General features: G+C 49.0%; 15 protein-coding genes. 11 read left to right on the forward strand and 4 right to left on the reverse strand.

Annotated elements, in window-relative coordinates:
- Positions 1-13 precede the first annotated feature (13 nt).
- Positions 14-1,351: a HEAT repeat domain-containing protein gene (locus AAA857_RS08225; protein ID WP_338174479.1), complete on the reverse strand. Its 1,338-nt coding sequence runs from the start codon at positions 1,349-1,351 to the stop codon at positions 14-16.
- A gap of 117 nt (positions 1,352-1,468) precedes the next feature.
- Here AAA857_RS08225 and AAA857_RS08230 point away from each other — a divergent pair, with 117 nt between their 5' ends.
- Both AAA857_RS08230 and AAA857_RS08235 read left to right on the forward strand, forming a co-directional pair.
- Positions 1,469-6,160: a kelch repeat-containing protein gene (locus AAA857_RS08230; RefSeq protein WP_338174480.1), complete on the forward strand. Its 4,692-nt coding sequence runs from the start codon at positions 1,469-1,471 to the stop codon at positions 6,158-6,160.
- Positions 6,161-6,198: 38 nt separating this feature from the next.
- Positions 6,199-6,774, forward strand: coding sequence for a DUF2240 family protein (locus tag AAA857_RS08235; protein WP_338174481.1), 576 nt, complete (start codon positions 6,199-6,201; stop codon positions 6,772-6,774).
- Here AAA857_RS08235 and AAA857_RS08240 read toward each other — a convergent pair whose 3' ends face one another.
- Complete coding sequence (locus AAA857_RS08240) at positions 6,775-9,363, reverse strand: MMPL family transporter (RefSeq protein WP_338174482.1); 2,589 nt, start codon at positions 9,361-9,363, stop codon at positions 6,775-6,777. It abuts the gene before it with no gap.
- A gap of 14 nt (positions 9,364-9,377) precedes the next feature.
- Here AAA857_RS08240 and AAA857_RS08245 point away from each other — a divergent pair, with 14 nt between their 5' ends.
- Positions 9,378-9,776: a DNA-directed RNA polymerase subunit L gene (locus AAA857_RS08245; RefSeq protein ID WP_338174483.1), complete on the forward strand. Its 399-nt coding sequence runs from the start codon at positions 9,378-9,380 to the stop codon at positions 9,774-9,776.
- A gap of 13 nt (positions 9,777-9,789) precedes the next feature.
- On the forward strand, positions 9,790-11,181 hold the full coding sequence (truD, locus tag AAA857_RS08250) for a tRNA pseudouridine(13) synthase TruD (RefSeq protein ID WP_338174484.1): 1,392 nt from the start codon (positions 9,790-9,792) through the stop codon (positions 11,179-11,181).
- Positions 11,182-11,276: 95 nt separating this feature from the next.
- On the opposite strand, the gene AAA857_RS08255 is transcribed toward truD, so the two are convergent.
- Entirely contained in the window at positions 11,277-11,636 is a 360-nt protein-coding gene (locus AAA857_RS08255; RefSeq protein WP_338174485.1) for a hypothetical protein, read from the reverse strand.
- A gap of 176 nt (positions 11,637-11,812) precedes the next feature.
- On the opposite strand from AAA857_RS08255, the gene AAA857_RS08260 reads away from it, so the two are divergent.
- The 7 genes from AAA857_RS08260 to AAA857_RS08290 all read left to right on the forward strand — a co-directional run bounded on the left by AAA857_RS08260 (position 11,813) and on the right by AAA857_RS08290 (position 17,333).
- Positions 11,813-12,064, forward strand: a complete 252-nt coding sequence (locus tag AAA857_RS08260) for a hypothetical protein (RefSeq protein ID WP_338174486.1) — start codon at positions 11,813-11,815, stop codon at positions 12,062-12,064.
- Positions 12,033-13,229: a hypothetical protein gene (locus tag AAA857_RS08265; RefSeq protein ID WP_338174487.1), complete on the forward strand. Its 1,197-nt coding sequence runs from the start codon at positions 12,033-12,035 to the stop codon at positions 13,227-13,229. The genes AAA857_RS08260 and AAA857_RS08265 overlap by 32 nt, the downstream gene beginning before the upstream one ends.
- Complete coding sequence (locus tag AAA857_RS08270) at positions 13,189-14,928, forward strand: hypothetical protein (protein WP_338174488.1); 1,740 nt, start codon at positions 13,189-13,191, stop codon at positions 14,926-14,928. The genes AAA857_RS08265 and AAA857_RS08270 overlap by 41 nt, the downstream gene beginning before the upstream one ends.
- Before the next feature lie 170 nt (positions 14,929-15,098).
- Positions 15,099-15,449, forward strand: coding sequence for a recombinase family protein (locus AAA857_RS08275; protein WP_338174489.1), 351 nt, complete (start codon positions 15,099-15,101; stop codon positions 15,447-15,449).
- A gap of 10 nt (positions 15,450-15,459) precedes the next feature.
- On the forward strand, positions 15,460-15,837 hold the full coding sequence (locus tag AAA857_RS08280) for a recombinase family protein (RefSeq protein WP_338174490.1): 378 nt from the start codon (positions 15,460-15,462) through the stop codon (positions 15,835-15,837).
- 46 nt (positions 15,838-15,883) lie between these two features.
- Positions 15,884-16,606, forward strand: coding sequence for a DNA methyltransferase (locus AAA857_RS08285; protein WP_338174491.1), 723 nt, complete (start codon positions 15,884-15,886; stop codon positions 16,604-16,606).
- Positions 16,607-16,727: 121 nt separating this feature from the next.
- Entirely contained in the window at positions 16,728-17,333 is a 606-nt protein-coding gene (locus AAA857_RS08290) for a hypothetical protein (protein ID WP_338174492.1), read from the forward strand.
- Here AAA857_RS08290 and AAA857_RS08295 read toward each other — a convergent pair whose 3' ends face one another.
- Positions 17,334-18,569 (reverse strand): hypothetical protein, encoded by a 1,236-nt coding sequence (locus AAA857_RS08295; protein ID WP_338174493.1) that lies wholly within the window; start codon positions 18,567-18,569, stop codon positions 17,334-17,336.
- Positions 18,570-18,625 lie beyond the last annotated feature (56 nt).

Here is an 18,625-nt window from a genome sequence, read left to right on the forward strand (position 1 = left end):
CACGAAAATCATGTCAAAACATCTCTTCATCTGGGCCCGAATCAAAATCGTCAAAGTCATCTTCCTCATCGTCCATGTACCCCATGATTTCATCTTGTGATGGACGCCGTTCAACACTGGGTGATTTGGATTCTACTGAGGAAAGAGCGGCTTCTTGTTGTTCGGCCTTCTCCATGAGGTTTTTTGGTTTAGATGCGGTAAGAAGTCCGATGCCTTTGCCTTGTGACTGGGCGATTTCTTTGTCAATTTCCGGTACAGGGATGGCCGGAGCAAGGGCTGCATTCTTCTGTGCTTCAGTTCCTTCGAGGGTAGCATCAAATCGCATCTCAATGAGGGTCTTGACGAGACCTTCATTGGTTTCAGTCTTGAGAAGGTCTGTTGCAAAGATGCGCAACTCATCTTCACCCATCAAGCGTGGAAGCAACTCAATGCATGCTTTGCGCACTCGGAGGTCCTTGGAACGAGCTCCACTGACGATGAGGTCGCGGGCTCTTCCATGGTCTTTGTCGAGTTTTTGAATCGCCTTGATCGCAGCGAGCCGAACTTCTGAATCGGGGTCAGCGATGGCCCGCTCTGCGAACATGGTCGCCATGCGAACGTCTTGGCGAGCAAGCGCAGGAAGCGTTTTTGCAGCAGTTCGGCGGACCTGTGAATCGTCATCGTTGAGCGACCATGAGATGAGGTCCCAAACGGCCGATGAATTTCGTGACAACACCTTGCGGAGTAATCCCGCAGCTTTTCTGCGAAGGGTCACATCTTGTTCAAGGAGTAGCGTGTCAATGTGATCGGCTACAACTTCAGGCCACGTGTCTGCAAGGGATTTGAGTCCCTTCCATGCTGCTTGTTGCCGGTACGGTATCGGTGAGCGAAGTTCGTTTTCAAGGGAAGATTGTACGCCCGATGGGAAGGTTGGTGCAGCCCGCGCGAGGGCATCGCTCGCAGCCTTACTGACCTCAATGGAATCGTCGTCCAAGAGAACAGAGAGCCAGTCGAACAAATCCTCAGCACGCCGAACAGCAAACTCGGGGAGTACCTCAAGTGCTGAAATACGAACGTCGTCGTTGTCGTCTTCAAGCGCAAGGAGCAACAAACCGTGTGCTGCACGAACCATGCTTTGTGGAACGGTAGACAGCGCACGAACACCATGGCTGCGAACCATGATGTGCGTTTCTCCTAACCATCGTACTTCTTGCTGTTCAAGAGACCCTTCAGCAAGCGACATCGCATCCCCAGCAATCAACGCAGACCAAGGGCCTTCTATGGGTTCAAACGATGCTTCAACCGCTTTGGTTTTGGCGAGATTAATCGGTTTTCCCGTCCGTGGGTCGCGTGCAATGTAATCTCGTACCATGTGCTCCCCTTTACCCCGCAGCGTGCCCACCATCATGAACCTTGGGAAGTTCACACTAGAAAAAGAAAAGTATCGCTAACAAGAAGGATATACAAACTGTGGCGCCGTGGCTACGACATGACCAATCCTCAAGTTCGTATGGCTTTGGTCTTAATTTCCCTGATGGTATTGTGCCCTTGGCTCCCATTAATGGAATCAGAGGAGTCCCCTGTTACGTTGGTAGAGGCGTCGACAAAAGAACGTTCGAACGAACGCATCAACGTTTTCGGAACAAACGATGGATTCGCTCATACCAACATCACAACCTCAGCCGTAACCGGGACCACAGGTCTTGAACGTCCCTCGTTCACCTGGACCTATCCGTCTGGGATCGGAAGCCTCCTCCAACCAAAAACCGGTGGATGTGCTGCTTACCTGCCATCGCTTGACCAAGTGTTTTACATCGGTGGACGGGAAGATCCTAACCCACTCCAGCCCGATGATGAAACGCCAACTTCTGACGTTGATGTTTTTTACAATTCGAATCAATCATGGTGGCCCAGTGTTTCTTCGCTCCCTCAAACTCAACAATACCACGGGTGTGCAACGGTCAACAACAAGATTTACACCGTAGGTGATTTCCACCCGAACTCCAATCCCTCCATCACTTCAGAGGGCTTGATGCAGGTGTTTGACCCCAATACAGGAAATTGGACATCAGGCACCAACATGCCCACCGGAACCAAGGTGGGTTTGGCCGGTGTGGAATCCCACAACAACATGATCTACGTCGCAGGTGGAGCATCGAGGCCTGACCGAACCGACCTCACCGACCGTTTGATGCGATACGACACAGTCAACAACAATTGGACCGAATTAGCCAACATGAGTTTGCCGAGACATTCGTTTGAATTGGTCTCAATTCAAGGCAAACTCGTGGCCTATGGAGGAGTCGCCCGCTATTTCGACCCCATCGCCAACCAAACGGTGGTTGGAAATACAAACCTAAGCGAAGCCTACGACCCGTTGACAAATACTTGGTCTCAATTGCCGAACACGACCACCAGACTTGCCGCCTATGCAGCCGATGTATTCAACGATGAAATCGTGATTATGGGTGGTTACGAGCCAAATGGATGGCAGATTTCTAAAAGTGACAAAGTCTACGGGTACAACCCGTTTACTGGTGAATGGAAGGTACGCTCAACGCTTCAATACGGTGTCTTTGACTCAACCATCACTCAGGCTAACAATACCCTCGTTTTCGCAGGAGGCGATTTGAGTGCAAATCGATTCAGCAGTTGGGGCTCAGCTGCCTACAGTACGGAAGGAGAATTCTTTCTCAATCCAAATCAACACACCGGTTGGATTTCCTCTCCAATATATGATCTGAGTTCAACAGAGCACGGTTCGGCAAGTCCGATCTGGTTGGAATTTTCGGCTATTGAGCCTGCGGGGACTTCGGCATTGATGCAATACCGTACAGCAGGCAGTGAATCTTCAATCGGGTCAGCACCGTGGAAACCCACGACCGTTCCTGTGTACTCATATGTCACTCAAGGAAACACTTCTCTTGGCGATGTGTCCGAAAACATCCCCGTTCTTCAATACCGGTTGAAGATCTCCACTTCAAGAGTCCTTGAATGGGTCACACCCACTCTGGTTCAGGTCACCTTTGGAGGCGATGAAGCAGCCTTCACCTCATCCTTGCCTCAATACATGCAACCCACTTCCTCAGCCGTGGATATCATCACCCATCATCACGCATCTACCGGTGAAGGTGAGTATTTACTTTCTATCCATGCATCGGACCAGTTTGGAAGTTTTGACTCGTCATCAACCTGGTCGACCTTGACTTGGAATACCTCGGATAAAACCCTCCATATTGACGATCCAAGTGGACTTCTGTTCGCCAATGAAATTTCAGCCAATCCACAACCGATGCAGCTCAACGGGCAGAACATGACGTGGAGTATCTCGTTGAGCGGTAGTATGCCAAGCGATTATCTTCGCTTCAAAGTCGGTACTCACGCTGAACGCAACGTCTCTTATCTCCATCCAGATACCGTCGCTATGGACAAAGATGTCACCGTAGAAGTCATCGGCATCGTTGCGGATTATTCCAGTTCGGGAGACGCTACCGTTTCCACTGACGAAGTTCTGCCAGCCAACACTCAATTGAACGTAACCATCGACCATACGTTCACCAATTCAGGGCTTAGGCTCTTGGGAGGCGCCATCCAGGTACGCCTCCATACAGACGTTGAAACCTATGTGCTTGATACTCAAAATACACGCATTTGGAGCAATTCATCCACACAGTGGTTTGATCTGACTTCGGGTGACATCAAGCATGCACTGCTCAACCTTCCAGAAGGGGTTTCAGGTGAAGTTCATTTCTGGCTTGAGGCCAGGACGAGCGAAGATTGGAATCTGATTGTTGATACACAACCGGTTGAATTCATTCTCAATGGAGATGGTCCAACCCTTCTTAGCGTATCTCCATCTCTTGACGAGTACATCAACGAAGAAGATCATCGTACGGTCTCTTTTGAGTTCCACGATGTCGGAGGCTTTTCATCAGACAGTTTGGAGGCCTTTGTTTGGATTGAGGCTCGAGACGACGGTGACGCTACTTCACCAGCAGACGGCGTGGCCCAGCGTGATGAATACAGAACAGCCACCGTATACATCGACCAAAACAGCAACCTTTGGACGATTAACCTCTCGGTGAACGATACCATGAATGATGACCATCAGTGGGTGCGAGTGTTGCTTGAGGGTACGGATGCTGCAGGATTTGCACTTCCTGTGTCCACCGCTGAAGTTGGACACATACGATGGGAATCAAGAACGCCTCAAACTTCTACCGTTGAAGAAATCAACCAACTCGGGAACATGATGAATGCCGACATCATACGCATTGAACCATCAAGGGATTTTGGATGGAAATTGGTCGTCTTTGACCCGAACGGGATTGACGACATTTCAGAAATCAGAATCAAACTTGGAAACGACAGTCAGTTGGGGCTAAAGTACAGCGTTTCAACCGGAATCTGCAGTTCCTTTGATGAACGACTGATCGTGGATATGAGCCGATGCTTGGCGGAAATCATTGATGACCGGCTTCATTTGGAAATGTGGGCAACTGCAGATTGGAGTTTTGGTTCATCAGGACTCGTTCAAGGAGCGGTTGAATTGTTGGTCGTCGATGAAGACGGGCTCATGAAAACCTTGTTGACCGATCAATGGAGCCTCCAGAGAGCCCTTGCCTTTGAGGTAGAATCGGTTGAAGACCAAGTTGGGCCGGTCACTCAACCGATTGAAGCAGGCAGTTCGGTTATGGCTGGCGATGAACTCAATCTCACCGGTTCTGTCATCCATCTGTTGAGCGAAACCCCTTACGACGGCGTACTTAACCTCCAATGGAGAGGCAAAATACTCGGAGAACTGTGGCGCGGTGGGACCGCCGTTACGGTAGAACAAGGCCAACTGTCCTACTCCATTCCAACACCAATGAAAACAGGACTTGTTAAGGAATTGGAGGTCTCGCTTTGGGACCCATTGGAACTTGAAAAGGTCGCTTCGTTTTCCCTTCCAGAGTTCATGCTCGATGGCGAGGCGCCCGAACTGCTGAGTTCAAACATGGCTTCTGTGGTATCACGATTCCATCTCGAGTCCGTTGACATCGGTGTCAACGTGCGAGAAGGGCAAGGTTGGAGCGCTCCCCTGTCCTTGACTTGTCAGGTGCGCTCCTTGGATGTCGCATGGGATGCAGTGACCTTAAGTCGCAATTCAACCACGGTTTTCGACGGCAAGACCATGTTCAGTTTTGAGTTTGATTTCAGTGAACTGGGCGACCCATCGACTCTGCCACCTCAAGCCTCGATCGCTTGTTGGGCAGTCGGCTCAGATGATTCGGGCTGGAACCTTGTTTCGGCCAGTGGAAACTCAGACCTTGACCCGTGGCTGGTCACGAACCTCAACAGCATCGGTCCAGACCTCACCTTGGAAGCAGTTGAGATGAGTTCTGAAATCGTTGAAGGAGAAACCGTGAGACTGTCCTTTAGCGTTGTTAACGCAGGTGAATCTCTGCCGATTCCATTCAACGCCAGTATTGAGATCGTCCAAGGCGATGAAAGAACCTTAGTGGGCCGTTCTATATTTTACTCAATGGACGAGAACTCAGCAAAATCCATCAAGCGTTCTTTTATTGCCCCAGCAGGAACATGGAGTCTTGCCATCACCATCGATCAGGAAGAAAACATTTGGGAATTGGACGAGAGCAACAATCAATGGAATGCAACCTATACCAGCGAAAACCAAGGTCTAAGCGGACTGGTTATGGCGACTGGAGGCTTATCCCTCGTAGCGCTTCTTGGTGGTGCGGTTCTCTTCCTTCGCCGCGATAAAGAAGAGATCGTGGAAGAAAAAATACTCGAGGCGCTTCAACCCAGTACAACCGAACTTCCAGCACCAGATCCGGTTGAACAAGCACCCCCTAAACGCCGAGGTCCACCTGGAGCAAAGGTCGCCTCAAAGGGAGACCGTCGCCCTTCTAAAGGACCTCCTCGCGGCCCGCCTAAGTCCAAATCTTCCGATCCGACTCCACAAGAAATGGCTGCAAAATACATGGACGCCTTGGGCACGGTTGAAGCAACTGAACAACCTTCGTCAAGCGCTGCTGACCACGCTGCGGACTACAGCCAACTTCCCGGTGGCGGGGATTACGAATATACCTTAGATGCTACCTATTATGTGGGCGAAGAATGCGGTCGCTGGTTGCTCAATGATGACAAATCCTTCTCAAAGATTGACGATGACATCTGAAGCCTACATTCTTCAATGCTTACCCGTTGAGCCCTACCATGAGTGAGGCAGATGCTGACATCCGTCGTGTCCTCACCATTGCGTTTCGTGGCCAATCTGAACTGAACCTCTTGGACTTGGAGCGGTTCTTCTCGTTTGATATGGAATGGGTCGCTCCTCATGAAGCCGAACAAGCCGTTGATCAACTCACGGCCAAAGGTTGGCTTCTCAATGAACAACAAACGGTTCGGCTTGCTGTTGAACTTGGCGATGTGAACGTTCCATTGGGTTGGTTTCCACGCCCGTCCCGTCTGCTCTCCCCTCCTCATGCAATCGCTCACGAAGCTGCGCCGTCAGTGTCGCCTCCATCCGTTCAGGGCAAAGCCGTTGCTCCGGTGCCGGTTGAGGCGCCCCGTATGGATGAAACCAGCCTTGACCCACGTGCACGATTGACCCAACGTCTTGTTCGGTTTATTTCACGCAGCAGCGGGCTTGAACTCGCCGAACTTGAGCGACGGGCTCAGCGGAAAATCACGGCGTTCCACCACATCACTCCATGGCTTGCCTATGCGTTGGTTGCTCGAGAGCAAGGTCTCGGAATGGACGACATAGCAGATGCTCTTGCGGTCGTCTGATTATTCTGAATCAGCGGGCAACTCAGCGTTTGATTCTTGACCCCGTGCAGACAGTTCGACAAGAACTGGAAGCAGCATCAGTGCGAGAATGAGCGAAAACAAGACGGTGATGGCGGTGATAAGGCCGAAGTCTTGGATGACCGGCATTGGAGAGAACAGCAAGACTGCAAATCCTGACATGGTGGTAATTGCACTCAGCATGAGAGCGACACCGGTTGAATCAATTGCGGCACGTAAGGCTTCCCAATGGTCACCACGCTTCGCCATTTCAACCTCAAAGCGCCTCCACATGTGGATGGAGTAATCGATACCAATACCCAACGTGAGGGCGGTAACCATCACGGTCAAGACGTTCCACTTGAGGCCGATCAACGCCATTGAACCAACGACCCAAAGCGAAGCAACTCCGACTGGGAACAGAACGACCACAGCAGGCATAATCCGCCGCGTAAGGGCAAAGAGGACAAAGAACGAAACTGCGAGCGAGATTGCAGTGCTTTCGATTTGAGAAAGTGAAAGTCCGTCAAGTACACTTTGTAAGACCACCAAATCCCCCGTTACATGCAACTGAGCATGTTCTTTGAGTTCGTACTTGAGCGTCCCTGATTCGTCAATTGAGCCGAGGATGTTGTAGAAGTTTTCAACCACTCGGTTGGACTGTGATGAGGTTGATGCTTCTACACGAATTTCATGCCGGAGATACGTGATGTTGGTGCCATCCAGATGGACTGAGTTTGCAACACGGTCACTCCATGTTTCACCGGTTAGGGGGTCGGCGATTGAGGTGTTGTCGGAAAGGGCTGCAAAGAACAGGCCAAGGTCAATGCCCAGTTCACGGTCGATTGAGTAGACGTCCCCCGTCTTTCTGGTGACTTCCATGTTGTGCTCTTCTCCAAAGGTTGCATTGCGGAGGACCGAATCACGGACGATGGTATATGGTCCGTCGTATGAGGGGGATGATATTCTGAAATCGGTTCCAACGACATCGTTATTGGATTGCAAATCACTGTGCAGGTTTCTCAATTCAGTGAGGAGTTGGTCGTCCCCTGGAATTGCTTCCGTGTCTTCAGCGGGTTCCATCAGGACATAGATGACCTTCCAGCCAGCGCTCTCGTAGCTGGAGTCCAGGTCGTCGCGTACGGTCATGATTTCAAGGTCCTCGTTCACGAAATCACCCAAGTCAAAATCAGTCTCAAGTGATGCTGCACCATAGATGGACAGTCCCGAGATGAGAATGGTCACGAGAATGACGCCCAATTGCTGCTTTTGTTGGAGCTTGACGATGGCATTTGAAATCCGAGGAAGTTGGAGAGGCGTATGGGTCTTTGCCGTAGATGGGTTGGTGAACATCACGTGCAATGCGCCTACAAATACAGTTGATGAAAGGAACGCACAGATGACCCCAAGAGAAAGCGCGTAACCAAGTGTTGCCAGTGGTGGGAGCGGAGAGATGATGTTCGCCAAGAACGCTGAAACGGTTGTTATCACCGCAAGCGACAGTGGAATTGAGAGGTGGGCTGTTGCCCGTAACCACGATTCGGCAGGATCCTGGTATCGATCTGAAAACGAGCTCTGTGAGCGTTGAAGGTGAATGGCATAATCAATACCCAATCCGAGAACGAGAGGTGCTACCGTTGCTTCAAGAGCGGTGAAACGTGTTCCCGTAACGTTGAGAATTCCATAGGTCCAAATTAACGCACTTGAGAGTCCAATAAGGGGGAAAATGATTTGCTTAGCAGACCGGAAGGCTACGGCGAGCATCAGGACGACAACGATGGAAGCCAACCCGATAAGGAAAATAAGATTGTCAAAGGTCCCTTCGTCGATATCATGGGCCAACAGGTCATTTGAAATCGCCTTGTAATCCATCATCGAATCTTTGGACTGTTTGGAAAAGACATCCCGCATCTGGTCCTGAAGTTCCTTGCGTTGCTTCTCATCCATTTCAGGGTCGACTTCCAACACCCAAAGCGTTGATGAGGCCGTTGGAGAACCGTCTCCCACGCCGTTTTCAAGGTACTCACAGGCTGGGTCAATGGACAGGTCGTTGTGCAGAAGTGCCGATGATGCGTAAGTTGCTGCAGACAGGAGTTGGTCATCGGCGGTGAGTCCACACGTCTCGTTTTCGTCAAACAGAATGTCGAGTACTTCGGTCCACTCGTTCAGTTCACTGATTCGCTCGCCATCGCCTTCTTCGTCCAAACTTAATTGCAGGATTCCGGGAGCAGTCGTCCAAACATGAATCAGATTTTGGCGTTTTATGGATTCGTTTTCAAAGACGACCAAATCCCTCTGCATGGCCTGCAATGACTCCATGCTCAGGACGTTAGAACCGTCATCAACCGTGACATGAATGAACATTGGTCGTGTTTCATCGGGGAAAAACTCGTGAATGGCGTCGTGGGTAGCGGTTGATTCGGATTCGGGGGCGAAATCGTTGAGGTCGGTCTCGAAGGTTGGTGGTGAAAGAACAAGTTGGCTCAAAAGGACTGCCGTGAGGCCGACACAAAATGCGACAATAAGTGGCGCAGCACGCCTAAATTGGCCAGCGCCCGTGGCCAGTCTTTCCTCAAGACGGGCCGTATCCATGAACTTCCCCGTTCATGCTGGTACAAAAACAAAGAGGTGCTCTTGGGAACGAACACGGCCAACTTAAGCGATTTTTAGTCGTCACGACACGCTGGGTTTGGAAGAATTTGATGAGAAGGTTCAAAACGAGTTGGCCGGTGGAACGACCGGTCATCATGTCTGTTACAGTGCTCAAAAAAGAGAAGAATGAACTGCGACTCCGAATTATCGGTGAGAGCCATACTGCTCTTCAAGTCCTCCGTCAACGCCTCAACGCACACAAAAGTGTCGATTACGCCAACTATTTCCCAGGGCATCCTGAACTCGACGATCCTGAATTTTACATTCGCACAACCACCAAGGCCGGTGTCGAAAAAGTTCTGAAGGACATCGTCAGCGGCGTCGCCAAGGAATTTACTGACGCCAGCCTCTGAAGAGGTCATCGTCATGGACTCGGTCGCTCAAGCCATCGGCATGATTGGCTATGCAACCAAAACAGACGGCATAGGCGGCTTGATCAAGGCACGAGTGTCGGATTTTCGTGTTGAAGAAATTGCAACTCCGATTCATTTTGACAATAAGGGCCGTTTCACGGTAGCCAAAATAACGCTCACCAATTGGGAAACCAATCGTTTTTGCAATCAACTTGCAGCAGCCTTGAAAATTCCAAGAAACCGAATTTTCTTTGCTGGAACCAAAGATAAACGAGCGATTACATCCCAACTCTTTGTTATTGACGCACCCATGAACAAGGTTTCAGCAGTTGAACTCGCTGATGTTGAAATTGAGGTTCTTGGCCGCTCGCATCAAAAAATAGGGTTTGGAAACCACCGTGGTAACCGGTTCACAATCATCGTCAGAGGTTGCTGTGACGCAGACGGGAATCCACTCTCCAACGAAGAGGCCATGCAAGAAGTTGAACGCATCCAATCGGATATGATGGATTCGCTTGGAGACGGCCGGTTCCCAAATTGGATTGGACCGCAGCGTTTCGGCTCAGGACGCCCAGTCACTCCCGTTGTCGGCTCACATGTTGTCCGTGACGAGTGGGAAGAAGCGGTTATGGCCTACCTGTCGATGGAGGGAAAGAACGAAGAAGAGGCAGCTCAGAAGGCTCGTCTGTACATTCGAGAAAACGGTGTTGACGAATCCGTCATCGCAATGCTCCCCCGATGGATGGGCTTTGAGCGCAAGATGATTGAACATTTATTGGCTCATCCAGAAGACTATGTTGGAGCGTTTAGAAAACTCCCTGGTAACTTGCAATTGATGACAGTTCATGCGCTTCAATCCATCGTCTTCAACAAATCACTGTTCCAACGCATTGAAGCAGGTTTGCCTCTTTCCCGCCCTGTATCGGGTGATATTGTCGGCAGGTTGGATGACAAGGGTCAACTCGATGTACCGTCCTGTGTGGTTGTGGAAGACCGAACCCTACCCCGCATTTCACGAAACTGTGAACTTGGCCGATTGATTACCACAGGTCCACTGCCCGGAAGCGAAATCACAACCTGCGAGGGAGAACCCGGTTTGTTGGAACTTGCTACGTTGGAGAAGGAAGGGCTTGGTAATGTTACATGGTCGGTTGACGCGATTCCTCGGCTTTCCAGCAAAGGAACCCGTCGCTCATTGGTCAGCCATTTTCAAGAGTTTAGCGTTGATACCGTCCCCATCGCTGAAGCGAGCAGTTTGAGCAAGCGTTGGGATGCTGGGCCACTGGATGGAGACCGCTGGCACCCTGAAGGCGCATGCATCCGATTCCGATTTGTACTCAGTTCAGGAAGTTACGCAACCACTTTGCTTCGTGAATTTATGCAATCTCCATTGTCTCACCTTTGACTGCAGGTCCAACCTTGATTGAAGCTTTATTCTCGCCCTCACTCAAGTGAAGCGATGGTGGACATTCATCGTATTGAGACGTTTTGAACGATCGGTCAAGACATGATTTCATCTTGCTCAGCGTCTTCCATAAGAACGAATTCAAACGCTCCGGTTGCACTGTCGTAACTAATGCTGAGGAAAAGTGCCTTCATTTGGCGCTCTTCAAAAGGGTCATGGAACCATGGCTGGCCCGACCTGAAGATGATGAGGATTTCTTTGTATTCGTTCAATGACATGTTTCCTGAAATCGTGTATTCTGCTGATTCTGAACCCTCATCCAGCAAGTCATCACCCTCTTGTCCACGAATAACCGTTCGTTGGAGTCTTCGCTTGACGTTCATGTGGACGTTGCAATTTGAGATTTTATGCCAATCTTTGCCTACGCTTGCTATGAAACATTCGTTTGCTTCCATGGTTTCTATGTCGTTGGGACTACCCTATTAGGTGTTCGCAAGGGGTCTCGGCCGCACCTCAACCGTGCGTTTGACGGAGTTCGCGCGATGAGATTCCAACACCAATGCCCTCATCGTTCATGTTTTGAGTGATGAACGACGCTATGTCTTTTAATCGTGGCCTGCAATGCATAGCCATGCGACAGGGCCCGTACATGGTTACAGCACTGTTACTCGTAGTCGCGTTGACTCCGTTCTTAATGATGGGCAATCAACATCCAACGGATTCAACGGCCGATTTCTCTCAGAACGTTCACGAAGCTGCGGGACGCTCAACAACCTACAGCATGAGTCCGGCGAATGGCTGGACGACCGGTGGTGAGGAATTGACCATCACTGGGATCTGGCTTTTTGGACATGGCCTACAAGAACGTCACCAGCGATGGTGAGGCTTACACGTGGACCACGAGCACAGCAAACTACGCTACTGCAAATGGGGTGGACCCGTCCATTGGAGTTGATTCCAACGGGACGGTTCATATTGTCAGTCAGAGTTGGCAGGACGACCAACTATGGCACAGTACTTTTGATGGCGCATCATGGGCTCATTCCATGATTAAAAATTGCTACGGTTGTCGAAACATTGACATTATTATTGACGGCAACGACAACATTCATCTCGCTCATTATCTCAAACAATCGGGTACCACTGGATACCTCAAATACGAAATGTTTGATGGAACATCATGGACCTCTCAATGGAGCCAAGGTAGCGTCCAAAACGACCAAGTATCAATCGCTCTTGATGCGCAAGACAATCCACACATCTCGTACTCAAGGTCGGGATACCTCTGCAATCAAGCTATGCTCGCCTACCATGATGGTGCTATTTGGAAAACGGTTGGATTGGATTCGACCAGCACGTACGTCGGCTGTGACTCTTCCATCGCTGTTGACTCAAACGGCTTCGTACACGTGGCTTACAGGCACCACTCGAATATGGACATGAGAATCGCCTCAAACACCACAGGTACATGGCAGCGCTATACCGTAGATAACGGCAATGGCGTAGGCTATCACAGCGCTATGGCCGTCGATTCAAACGACCAACTTCATCTCATCTACGCCAGCAATTCTGCTGGGAATTCTGTATACTATGCGGACGGTTACTCAGGCTCTGCTTGGGCCGTTTCACATCAGGGTACGTCAAGAAATGAATTTAGTATGGACATCGATGCTTTTGACATCATTCACATCTCTGAATACAGTGGTGGCTCAAACCTTGGATATACCATGAAGACCCCTGGTGGTTCGTTCCAATCAATGACCGTTGATACGGCAGGAAATGTCGGGGGGAATAACGATATTTTCGTCGATGAAAACAACATGGTTCACATCGCATATTACGATCAAACCAACGACCAACTCAAGTACGCCAACCGGTCCACCGGAATGTACCTTAATCAAGAAATCACGGTCCAATTTGGCACGTATGGTTCCGTGACAGGAACGGTCGTGAACGACACCACCATCCGCGTCACAACGCCGCGTGCGGGCTCAGTGGCGGAGCAAGTTGACTCTGAAACTCTTCGGCGACCAAGGCTCATCGCTTGATTTGGGTCTTGCGTTCCAGTATGTTTCCCCTGATGATGTCGACATGGACGGTGTGCTCAACGATAACGACGACTGTCCCAACGACGCCGGCACCTCAACCGTTGACCTCAACGGCTGCCCCGACAGCGACGCTGATGGCTACAGCAACGCTGGCGATGCATTCCCGAACAACCCTACTGAATGGATGGACAGCGATGGGGACGGCGTAGGTGACAACACCGATCTCTTCCCGAACGATGCGAATGAAACGATGGATTCGGACGGTGATGGCGTGGGTGATAACGGTGATGCGTTCCCGCTTGATGCGAATGAAACGATGGATTCTGATGGCGATGGCGTGGGCGATAATGCAGACGTCTTCCCGCTCAATTACTTCGAGTACATGGACAGTGACGGTGACGGTGCTGGGGATAACGGTGACGCGTTCCCCTTCGACCCCAACGAGACAATGGACTCCGATGGCGACGGTGTTGGAGATAACGCTGATGCGTTCCCCAACGACGCCTCGGAAACGATGGACACCGATGGAGACGGAATCGGCGACAACGCCGACCAATACCCACTGCTGGACAATTTCCTTGATACCGACGGGGACACGATCGTTGACCTGCAAGACGACTTCCCCAACGACCTGACACAATGGAGGGACTCCGATGGTGACGGATACGGTGATAACCCAGACGGCGCAAGCCCCGACCTCTTTGTCAATGTCCCTTCACAATGGTCTGACCTCGACGGTGATGGCTACGGTGATAATTGGGGCAACGGCTCATGGAACCAAACTCGAATCAGCATGGGTATTGGTGCGTACGTGCAAGGGGCGGTGCTCGCAGATTATTGCCCTGAGGCAAATGGAAACTCAAGCGCTACCGGATTTTTTGGCTGCGTTGACGATGACGGCGACGGCGTTCCTAACATGTTCGAAGTGGACGATGTTGTGGAACTTGACGGCGACGGTGATGGTGTTCTTGACAGCGAAGACCAGTGTCTTGAAACTCCTGCAGGGGCTGTAGTCAATTCTCTCGGTTGTGAAACAGTCGAGGACGAACCAATACAGGTTCAAACCGAAAGTGAGGGCTTCATGTCGGGAGAACTCGCTCAGACCGTTGGTATTGGTGCTATTTTGCTCGCCCTTTTCTCCCTGTTACAGACGAATATGGTGGCCTCAGTGCTTCCAGATACCTTCCGTTGGGTGCAGGTACTGCGTCGCAATTCAAAGTTGTCACAGGAAGAAGAAAATGAACTCACCTATCTTCAGTCGGTTGTTCAAGCATACTTCAGCGAACCCAACGAACTGAATCAGGAACTTCTGGATCTAAAGGCTGATTTGACGGCGCGTTACACGAACAACCAAATCAAGAAAGATACGAGAGAGAAATTGTTTACCATCATTGACGAATTGATGAAAACCAATCCCGATGAGTTGGAGCACATCGCTCATAACGACGTCTACTTCGGGTTGTCAGATACGCTTGATACCGGTGAACGAATGGCGTTGTTGAACGAGAAGATTTCAATGGACCAAGCCTCAATTGACCCCTTTGAAGAAGAGGGTATGGCAGTTGACACCGCACCCAGCGATGATGTCAAGGGTGATGTTTCAGAGGACGGATACGAGTATCTTGAACTTCCTTCAGGCAGTGGAAATTGGTTCATTCGCAACCGTGTTTCTGGTTCCTGGGAACGCTGGACGCAATGAGCTGGCGCGGTTGTGGACACACCGTGCGAGTATGGCCGACCATATAGCAACCCGAAAATCCACTTTTACTTCTGCTTCTACAAGCAGAATGACAAGGACACACAGCCCGATTGTCAATGAGAAGTCAGAAGCGCGTGGGCGTATATAGCAAAGGTGTAACATATGGAGCGATGAGCAAGCAGACCCAAGCAGAACCGTGCGTTCTCTATATTCGAGTTTCAACAACTCGCCAAGCCAACCAAGGTGTAAGCCTCAAAGCGCAGATTGCGAGAGGCAAACTTCACGCACAATATCAGAATTTTCTGCTTCCAAATACCCACATTTTCATTGATCGTGGAGTCAGTGCCAAAACTCCACTGTGGTCAAGACCTGCTGGTAAGCAGATGAAGGCGTTCATCGCTAAGCACAAAATCAAGCAGATAATTGCTTACAGAATGGACCGATTATTTCGCAACACCATCGATTGCCTTGCTACAGTCGAAGAATTAGAGAAACAAGGCGTAGGGAATTCAGCTCTGTGAATCAGGCGGAATGCCGCTTGATTTGTCAACGGCAATGGGTAAAATGATGCTGACCATGCTTGCAGGATTCGGTGAAATGGAGCGCAACATCATCAGCGAGCGAACCACGATGGCTCTGCAACATCTCAAGGATACAGGAAGACGTTTCACCTACGACAAGTATGGATGGGATGCGGATAAGGACAACAATTTCATTGAGAATGAGGAAGAGCAGTATTGGATTTCATACATCCATGCAAGATACCATGAAGACGGCATCAAAGTCTCAGAGATTGCAAGAGAACTGAACATCTGTGGTGTTCCAACCAAGCGTGGTGGAACGTGGTGGCACAAACAAGTGAGAAGGATTCTCGATAGGTTTGACCCCGAAGAAAATGTGGAGGATTAATGATGCGTCGCAGTATTCATAGAGGGTCGCCAACGGAGGTATGATAATGGCGAGGAAAAAGAAAGTCCAAGTGGAAACTCCGCCATCTACGGCTCCCAAACGCTGGAAAGCGATTCTAGCCAAACATTGGCAATCCCACGGTGGCAAGTGGGCTGCTCCTCAGCATTACAATTGCACATACATGGCAATGTTTCCTCCCGAGTTACCCCATTATTTCATCAAGAGATTCACTAAGTTAGGAGATACTGTGCTTGATCCTTTTTCAGGCAGAGGCACGACCGCTGTAGAAGCCTCGGCTCAAGGCAGGATCGGTATTGGAAATGATCTGAACCCTCTCGCTGTTGCTCTCTCTAGAGGAAAGATTTCCAACCCAAGGCTTGAACCTGTATTGGCTCGCTTGAAAGAATTAGAAGCAGGTTATGAGGCTAAAAAATGGAAAATCGGTAAAGAACCTGATAAAATAAAAATGATTTACCATCCTAACACACTCTCTCAACTCTGTTATCTCAAAGGCAGTTTGGATTGGTCAAAGCAAGGTATTGACGCATTCCTTGTGTCTGTTCTAATGGGTGCAATGCACGGATCATCATCTGGTTTCTTGAGCGTATCAATGCCAAACACATTCAGCATGGGGTGGAATTACGTCAAGAAATACATCAAAGAGAAAAACCTCGAATGCCCTGACAGAGATGTATTCGAAGTTCTGGAAAAGAGAGTAAAACGCTATCTCAAGAAAGGGATACCTCGCTGGTTCAGGAAAAGTCATTGAAGGTGATGTTCGTGATTTAGATTCTAAAGTAGAGCATGATTCAGTGCAACTGTTGTTCACTTCTCCACCGTACCTCAAGGTGATAAAATATGGATTATACAACTGGATTCGGTTGTGGTTTTTGACAGAATCAGGAAGCCACGAGGAAGTCGATGCTAAACTTGATGATACTCACGCATTAAACGAATATCTCGAATTCATGAAGGACACTCTAACTGCAACTCTCCCTCTTCTAGATCGAAAGCGTGGCCTCTCTTGCTGGGCGATTGGAGATGTAAAGGGACTCAATTTGGCTTGGGCTGTTTGGCATCATGCTGGCTCAAAAATCGAAGTCAAAGCAGACGATGGCACTGTGCTCAAGTACAAACTCATAGCAATCGTAGAGGATAAAATCCCTGATAACCAGAAGGTTTCCAAAATTTGGAAGACGCTCGCTCATCATGTAGATTACGTGAATGAAACTGATGAAGTCGTAGAATCTGTTGGCCAGTGGGAAACAGAAAAGGAAGCAAAGGCAGCCTTGAAAAATGCCGAGGAAAAAGAAGGCCTCACACTAAAGATTCGAGTGGAGAAGACCAACGACAAATCTGGTAAGGCAACCCCTACTGACCGTATTTTGATAATCGCTCCAGAGTCATCTAAGCCAAAGGCCTTCATGAAGGCGCAAGACCTTGATTGGAAGCCCTTTCACATAATTCCAAAACTAACACTCAAGGATTACAAATAATCAGGTGTAGTATTCTTTCAAAAAGGATTTGTCAATCAGGACATTCGCCTGACATTGGTATTGTAATGGGCAATTAGTGCAATCCGGGCTTCGGTCGTGGCAAAACTCCGCCACATGCATCAGTAAATCATCGAATTTATGGGGAAGGATTGAAATTTCTGAAGTTGCCCTAAACAATTCTAAAATTATGTTAATTGCAACTTGTGGTGGCAAAATCTTACCAGGAAATACAGATGACCGATATTGATTTAATACCGGCGCAAGTTCTTCATTTCGAATTCGTCCATGCCTGCGAAAATCTGTAACACGAAGAAATACTCTTTCTTTTGGCGGGTTTCCATCAATTAATTCAGCCTTGCCTTTTCCAGGGCCTTTCAATAGAAAACGTCCATCAGAAATACATGTTCCCAAATCAAACAATTCATCCATGAATCCAATCCTCATTAACACTTTTCCGATTCGTTGATCCATTGGGACAGGTACATCAGTCGAGGCCATCCCTCCAATGCCGATGAAAAGACTAAAACTGCCATATATCCATTTCACATACAAGTCCAATGCTTTGTCGCCTATGGCGTAGAATAAACCATGGAGAGTATCCTGCCTCAGTACTTCTTTCACTTCATCACGGTTTTTACAATTCAAAAGTAATGAGGTCAGACCCCCCTTAATTTGAAATGGTATTGACAATGGTGGAGCAATTCTACTATTCACATACCAATTTGCACTTGGCTTTCCTCTCACACTATCAACTGTAAAAACAGAATATGTTGAAGCCGAACGTTTACCCGTTTGAGCCCAGAGATCGGATCTCTCTCGAAATGCTAACTCTGCTCCATCAAATGCAGTTTTTATCATAATCTGATCGCCGATGATTTGCTGCTCGTGGAAAAGATATCTGTCGTTGGAATAACATTCTGATATGAAATAATTCATGAATAGTCTGACACCTGGAATGTCAGCTCCTTGGTCAGAAACAGCATATACTAATAGTACTCTAAGATACAATTCCCGTACAGTAATACCTTTTTCGTGTATTGATGAGAGATATTCATTCCATTCTTTTTGATCATCAAAAGAATTAGGCGTCCGTAAATTCAAACAATCAGGCAAGTCAATTGGATCAGGTGACACAATGTCTAGCTGATTGAGGCGGTCAAGGGAATTTGAAAAATTAGGTGCAATGTCTCTAAATAACTCAATGGAATAAGGTTGACCTGGCAAATGCCTCTGCATAAAACGAACCAAACACGGCTGATTTATAGTTTTGAACTATCTCACATAAAATACAA

It is taken from the genome of Candidatus Poseidonia alphae (genome assembly GCF_943787815.1).
Lineage (GTDB): Archaea > Thermoplasmatota > Poseidoniia > Poseidoniales > Poseidoniaceae > Poseidonia > Poseidonia alphae.

Bases quoted from the DNA above. Each gene is read 5' to 3' on its own strand.
- AAA857_RS08225 (WP_338174479.1), bottom strand. From the start codon at position 1,351: ATGGTACGAGATTACATTGCACGCGACCCACGGACGGGAAAACCGATT.
- AAA857_RS08230 (WP_338174480.1), top strand. From the start codon at position 1,469: ATGACCAATCCTCAAGTTCGTATGGCTTTGGTCTTAATTTCCCTGATG.
- AAA857_RS08235 (WP_338174481.1), top strand. From the start codon at position 6,199: ATGAGTGAGGCAGATGCTGACATCCGTCGTGTCCTCACCATTGCGTTT.
- AAA857_RS08240 (WP_338174482.1), bottom strand. From the start codon at position 9,363: ATGGATACGGCCCGTCTTGAGGAAAGACTGGCCACGGGCGCTGGCCAA.
- AAA857_RS08245 (WP_338174483.1), top strand. From the start codon at position 9,378: ATGCTGGTACAAAAACAAAGAGGTGCTCTTGGGAACGAACACGGCCAA.
- truD (WP_338174484.1), top strand. From the start codon at position 9,790: ATGGACTCGGTCGCTCAAGCCATCGGCATGATTGGCTATGCAACCAAA.
- AAA857_RS08255 (WP_338174485.1), bottom strand. From the start codon at position 11,636: ATGGAAGCAAACGAATGTTTCATAGCAAGCGTAGGCAAAGATTGGCAT.
- AAA857_RS08260 (WP_338174486.1), top strand. From the start codon at position 11,813: ATGCGACAGGGCCCGTACATGGTTACAGCACTGTTACTCGTAGTCGCG.
- AAA857_RS08265 (WP_338174487.1), top strand. From the start codon at position 12,033: ATGGCCTACAAGAACGTCACCAGCGATGGTGAGGCTTACACGTGGACC.
- AAA857_RS08275 (WP_338174489.1), top strand. From the start codon at position 15,099: ATGAGCAAGCAGACCCAAGCAGAACCGTGCGTTCTCTATATTCGAGTT.
- AAA857_RS08280 (WP_338174490.1), top strand. From the start codon at position 15,460: ATGCCGCTTGATTTGTCAACGGCAATGGGTAAAATGATGCTGACCATG.
- AAA857_RS08285 (WP_338174491.1), top strand. From the start codon at position 15,884: ATGGCGAGGAAAAAGAAAGTCCAAGTGGAAACTCCGCCATCTACGGCT.
- AAA857_RS08295 (WP_338174493.1), bottom strand. From the start codon at position 18,569: ATGCAGAGGCATTTGCCAGGTCAACCTTATTCCATTGAGTTATTTAGA.